The sequence below is a fragment of the Rhodococcus sp. EPR-157 genome (genome assembly GCF_001647195.1).
Taxonomy (GTDB): Bacteria; Actinomycetota; Actinomycetes; order Mycobacteriales; family Mycobacteriaceae; genus Rhodococcoides.
On sequence record NZ_LVCV01000145.1, the window covers coordinates 1 to 4,420 of the forward strand.

Below are 4,420 nucleotides of genomic sequence, written 5' to 3' on the forward strand. Positions count from 1 at the left end.
TGCGCAATACTCAGTGGAATTCCTTGTGAAGCGTCGATCTACAGTGTGTCGTTGCGTTCGGACAGATGCTTGGAACGACGGAGGACGAGGCCGGCCACGAACGCCACAACCGGCACCAGCGCCAGACCGACGCTGATCATGACCGACTGCCCGGTCACCAGGGTGAAGTTCGAGAGCACGAGACCAAGACTCCCCAGCAAGCCCAAGACCGCCAATGCAGGGAAAACGACAGTCGACACAACGCGCCCTCGCTGTGCGTCCGGGTTCTTTCGGAAGAACACCAGGACGGCAACCGAGGTCAACAGAAGCAGGATGACCATGCCGACTGTGGCCACCCCTGCCATGGATCCGAAGACCCCGACCAACGGTTCGAGTCCCACTGCTGCGAACGCGACGACGAAGAGCAATGCGGTGACGCTTTGCACGACGGACGACACATACGGTGAGTGCTGCGCATGATGGACGCGGCCAAGAGGCTCGGGCAGAACGCCCTTGCGCGCCAATGCGAACTGGTAGCGGGCGATCACATTGTGGAACGAGAGCACACACGCGATCAAGCTCGTGACCAGCAGCACCTGTATCAGGTCACGTACCACTGCTCCGACGTAGATGCCTGCGGTGTCGAGCAGCATGTTGTCGCCACTGTCGAGAGCGGCCCGAGCAACATCTGCCACCTGACTCGGCCCCCACGCCTCCACCAGCGCCCAGCACGAGATTGCGTAGAACACCCCGATGATGACGACAGCCAGGTAGGTGGCGCGGGGAATCGTTCGCTCGGGATCTCGTGCTTCGTCCCGGAACACTGCGGTTGCTTCGAAGCCGATGAATCCGGTGAGTGCGAACAACACCGCTATTCCTATAGGCCCGGAGGAAACAGCGTCCATTGTGAACGACGTCGCACCGATCCCTTCGGGTCCTCCCTGAACGACGATGGCCACGTCGAGGACGATTACCACGAGGATTTCGAGAACCAGCGCGACTCCCAGAATTTTCGAGCTGAGTTCGATATGGCGATAACCCAGTACGGCGACGAAGGCCAAGACCGCTACCGACCACACCCACCACGGTGCCGACGGGCCGCCGTAATGCTGAACCAGATCATCGATCGCCCAGCCCAGATAGCCGTAGATTCCGACTTGAATTGCCGTGTACGCCACTAGGGCGACGAAGGCTGCACTCAGCCCGAGACGGGCGCCTAGTCCTTTGGTGACGTAGGAAAAGAATGCCCCGGCCTCTGCCACGAAGGGCGTCATCGTAACGAACCCCACTGCGAACACCAGTAGCACCAGTGCGGCAATGACGAAGCCGACCGGGGCGCCGGCGCCGGGGCCGAGTCCGACCGCGATCGGAACGTTGCCGGCAATAACTGTCAGAGGCGCTGCAGCCGCGATCACCATGAACACGATGCTGGTCACGCCCAGCTGACCTTTCAGATGCCGGCGCGACGCAGAGGACGACCCCTGTTCGACGACAGGTGGCGTCGTATTGGATTCCGGTGCGTTCATGTGAGGTCCTCCGTGGATTCTGCGACCCGATGTGGATCGAGTGACGGGCGTAGGTCGGTCAGATAGGGATTGAGCTGCTGCGCCTCGCGGACTACGGCTGTATCGATTTCCGCAAATATCAGTCCGTTGCCGTCGACCAGGGAATCCAGGACGGTCGCGTCCGGCGCGACGATGCTGCTGCGGCCGACGTAGACCGTGTTCGATTCGACGCCGTCGTGGTTGATGTATGCGACGTAGATTTGGTTTTCCCAAGCCCTCGCCCGAATTATGGACTCGGCGACGAATTCGTAGGGCTGCATCTGTGCCGTGGGAACCGCGACGAGGTCGGCGCCGGCGAGCGCTGCCATCCGGACGCTTTCAGCGAATTCGACGTCGTAACAGATCATTACGCCGATTCGAACACCTTTGTAGTCGACAACGGTCGGTGCGTTGGCTCCAGCGGCGAAGTACTTCTTGTCGAGCTCGCCGAACAAGTGCGTCTTTCGGTGACAGCCCAGAATGTCACCCGTCGGTGCAACGAACACTGCGCTGTTGTACAGCGTTCCGTCGCGGTCCAGCTCCGGAAACCCTGCAAGTACCGCTATGCCGTGACGGGTGGCGATCCGAGCCACCGGTGACACGAGATCGCCTTGCGCAAGCTCTTTCACTCGATCACCGATGTCGTAACCGGTGATGAACAATTCCGGGGTGATCAGCAGCTCTGCACCCCGCGAGCTCGCGGCGAGCGCAGCCGCGTCGAGCTCAGCGAGATTGGCCTCGATGTCGGCCGGGGTACCCGCGGTCTGAAGGCCTGCGACGTGCAATTTCATAAGGCTACTTTCGAAAAAGTCCGGGGAGAGCAACTGACACGCCCGCTATCGGTGCGACGTGACCTCGCTAACATTGCTCCGGGACAGCGTCGTTGTCCACCGACGCACTGTAAGAAAGTCGACCGCAAGATTTACACATCGCATAGATCATGCGATGCCAGGGCGACTAGCGATTCAGGCCGACGGGCGGTACGTCGAGAACGAGCATTGCAGCGTGCAGCGACGTCCGCGACTCGGCATCCTCCAGATCGACGGCGAGGATCCGCTGAATCGACGCCAACTTGGCGTACAGCGTCGGCCGCGACAGGTGCATCTTCCGAGCCAGAACCGTCTTGTTCCCCGCGGTATCGAGGAATTGTCGCAACACCTCGAACAAGTCGTCACCGTGGCGTGCTCGGGGGTCGAGCAACCCACGCAGCTCCGACTCGGCGAACGCCTGCACACGCGGATCGTCGCGAAGGGCCGCCAACAGACCACGCAACCTGATGTCCGTCGCTCGGTAGTAGCTTCTGCCGCTCGGCGCCATAGACAGGGCGACACTCGCGACATGAGCGGAGTCGGTCAACCCGACAGCCGCGTCGATGACCCGGACGGAAGCGGCTCCGGCTCCGATCGCGCACTTGGTGACGCCGTCGAGACGAAGAATCGTCGACTCGATTGCAGCGCACGCGCTCTGGAGGGCGTCGTCGATCTGCTGTTGTTTCGACGGCGCGAGAATGAGGTCGATCTCCCCGGGTCTTCGGCTCGCGGTGAGCGCAGTATTTCGCGTAGATGCCACCGCATGTCGGATGGCATCGCTCATGGCGACCTGCTGACGCTGGGCCTGGACTTGATCGTTGTTGGGCGCCGCGACCGCGACGCGCACGGTGAGCGGTACGTACAGCAAGGACTGATACAGGCCGAGTGCACGGGCACGGGTCGTCGCCTCGGCTTCGTCGTGGATACGACCGCGTCTCAGCTCGTCGATCAAACCGCTTTGGGCTTGCTGCTCGAACGCTGTCCTGTCCTGTTCGACCATCCTGTGCAGTGCCAGAGCTTGCGCCGCTCGTTCGAGCGCCATGATCATCCGGGCCTTCGGCGTCGCCGCGGCCATCGGCACGATCAAGCGACCCCATTCGCCCCGGTACTGACCCACCTGCGAAATCAGCCAGTCCTCCGGGCCGGCAACAGTGGTCACTGCGCCCGACGGCGCCAGCCTCGAACGACGTTCCCAGTCCGCGAGCAGCGTCGACGCGGGCGTACCCATCGCCGCGAAGGCCAGCACCTGCTTGTTGAGACCCTCCAACACGACGGGGACGCCGAGCAGATCGGCAACCGCGTCCGTGATGTCGCTCAGCGTTGCGCGGTTCATGCTCAGCGCGGTGAACACCTCGTGGACGTGCCGGGCAAATGCGGCTTCCTCGTATTGTTCGGCGACGATCGATCGGTGGACGTGTTCGGTGACCTCGACGAACTTGATGGGTCGGTGCAGCACAATCAGCGTGAAACCGAGTGCATCGGCCAATTCGGCCATATCGTCCGGTAACGAGCTCAGACGCGCATTGAGTTCGACGATCAAGCCGATGGCCCCAGCCGCAGCCAGGCCTCGCAGGTATCGGTGGGACAGGCTCGGGTCGGTCAGCGGTTGGCCTGTGGTGAGTACGAGCTCGCCGCCCTGCAGCAATTCCGATAGATCGAACACGTCCGACACGTGCACCCACCGGACGAGGCTGTCCAGCGGTCCGCCGAGCACCTGAGGATCACCCGCCTGCAGGACCGGGAGCGCCAGTATTTCCGCCAGGCTGGGTTGCACCTACATATCGTAAAGCAACAGGCTCAAACCCTTACGCATTGCGGCAGAAATGTTCGGGGCACGAACCGCAGGCTTAGGGGGTCGTTCGAACGCGGCGGCCGTCAGCCGCCAGCCGTAACTTGTAAGGACCTACAGCCAATGCCACAGAGCACCATGACACAGAGCACCACGCGATCGATCTCGCATTGGATCGACAACAAGGAGTTTGCCGGCACCTCCGGCAAGACCTCCCCCGTCACCAACCCCGCTACCGGCGAAGTGACCGGACAACTGGCGCTGGCCAACTCGGGCGACGCGAAAGCCGTCATCGACGC

The 4,420-nt window shown here is 62.2% G+C and carries 3 protein-coding genes and 1 pseudogene; 1 reads left to right on the forward strand and 3 read right to left on the reverse strand.

All coding sequences use genetic code 11. From position 1 onward, the window contains the following. Positions 1 to 38 precede the first annotated feature (38 nt). The 3 genes from A2J03_RS05870 to A2J03_RS05880 form a co-directional block, all read right to left on the reverse strand. Positions 39 to 1,505, reverse strand: a complete 1,467-nt coding sequence (locus A2J03_RS05870; RefSeq protein ID WP_231912389.1) for an APC family permease — start codon at positions 1,503 to 1,505, stop codon at positions 39 to 41. After that, positions 1,502 to 2,314, reverse strand: coding sequence for a carbon-nitrogen hydrolase family protein (locus tag A2J03_RS05875; protein WP_068370702.1), 813 nt, complete (start codon positions 2,312 to 2,314; stop codon positions 1,502 to 1,504). Before A2J03_RS05875 ends, A2J03_RS05870 begins: the two co-directional genes overlap by 4 nt. 166 nt (positions 2,315 to 2,480) lie before the next feature. Further along, complete coding sequence (locus A2J03_RS05880; RefSeq protein ID WP_068370704.1) at positions 2,481 to 4,106, reverse strand: PucR family transcriptional regulator; 1,626 nt, start codon at positions 4,104 to 4,106, stop codon at positions 2,481 to 2,483. A gap of 153 nt (positions 4,107 to 4,259) precedes the next feature. Here A2J03_RS05880 and A2J03_RS30385 point away from each other — a divergent pair. After that, positions 4,260 to 4,420, forward strand: a pseudogene (locus tag A2J03_RS30385) (methylmalonate-semialdehyde dehydrogenase (CoA acylating)); the annotation flags it as partial.

What these genes read in the sequence shown, in the direction of transcription:
- A2J03_RS05870 (WP_231912389.1), bottom strand. Translation starts at nt 1,505, where the DNA reads ATGAACGCACCGGAATCCAATACGACGCCACCTGTCGTCGAACAGGGG.
- A2J03_RS05875 (WP_068370702.1), bottom strand. Translation starts at nt 2,314, where the DNA reads ATGAAATTGCACGTCGCAGGCCTTCAGACCGCGGGTACCCCGGCCGAC.